Here is a 351-nt window from a genome sequence, read left to right on the forward strand (position 1 = left end):
GGGGGGGCCGGGAATCACCCCCCAAAAAAAAAAAAAAAAAAACAAAAAACCAAACAACAAACCCACCAAAGAACAAAACAAAAAAAAAAAAAAAAAAACCCACAAAAAAAAACAACAAAAAAACAACAAAAAAAAAAAAAAAAAAAAACAAAAAAACAAAAAAAACAAAAAAAACAAAAAACACCACCCCCCCCCCCCCCCCCCCCCACCCCCCCCAAACAACAAAAAAAAAAAAAAAAAAAAAAAACAAAAAAACAAAAAAAAAAAAAAAAAAAAAAAACACACAAAACATATAAAAAAAAAATACCAAAAATCTTAGAGACAAAAAACACACCACCACAAAAACAAAAA

1 protein-coding gene is annotated in these 351 nt (G+C 27.9%); it reads right to left on the reverse strand.

Annotated features, from left to right (window positions below; genetic code table 11):
* Positions 1 to 325 (reverse strand): hypothetical protein (locus tag PUR53_RS48045; protein WP_329907139.1); only part of this gene is annotated, 325 nt, incomplete at its 3' end.
* Positions 326 to 351 lie beyond the last annotated feature (26 nt).

Source organism: Streptomyces sp. SP18BB07 (assembly GCF_036322545.1).
Taxonomy (GTDB): domain Bacteria; phylum Actinomycetota; class Actinomycetes; order Streptomycetales; family Streptomycetaceae; genus Streptomyces; species Streptomyces deccanensis.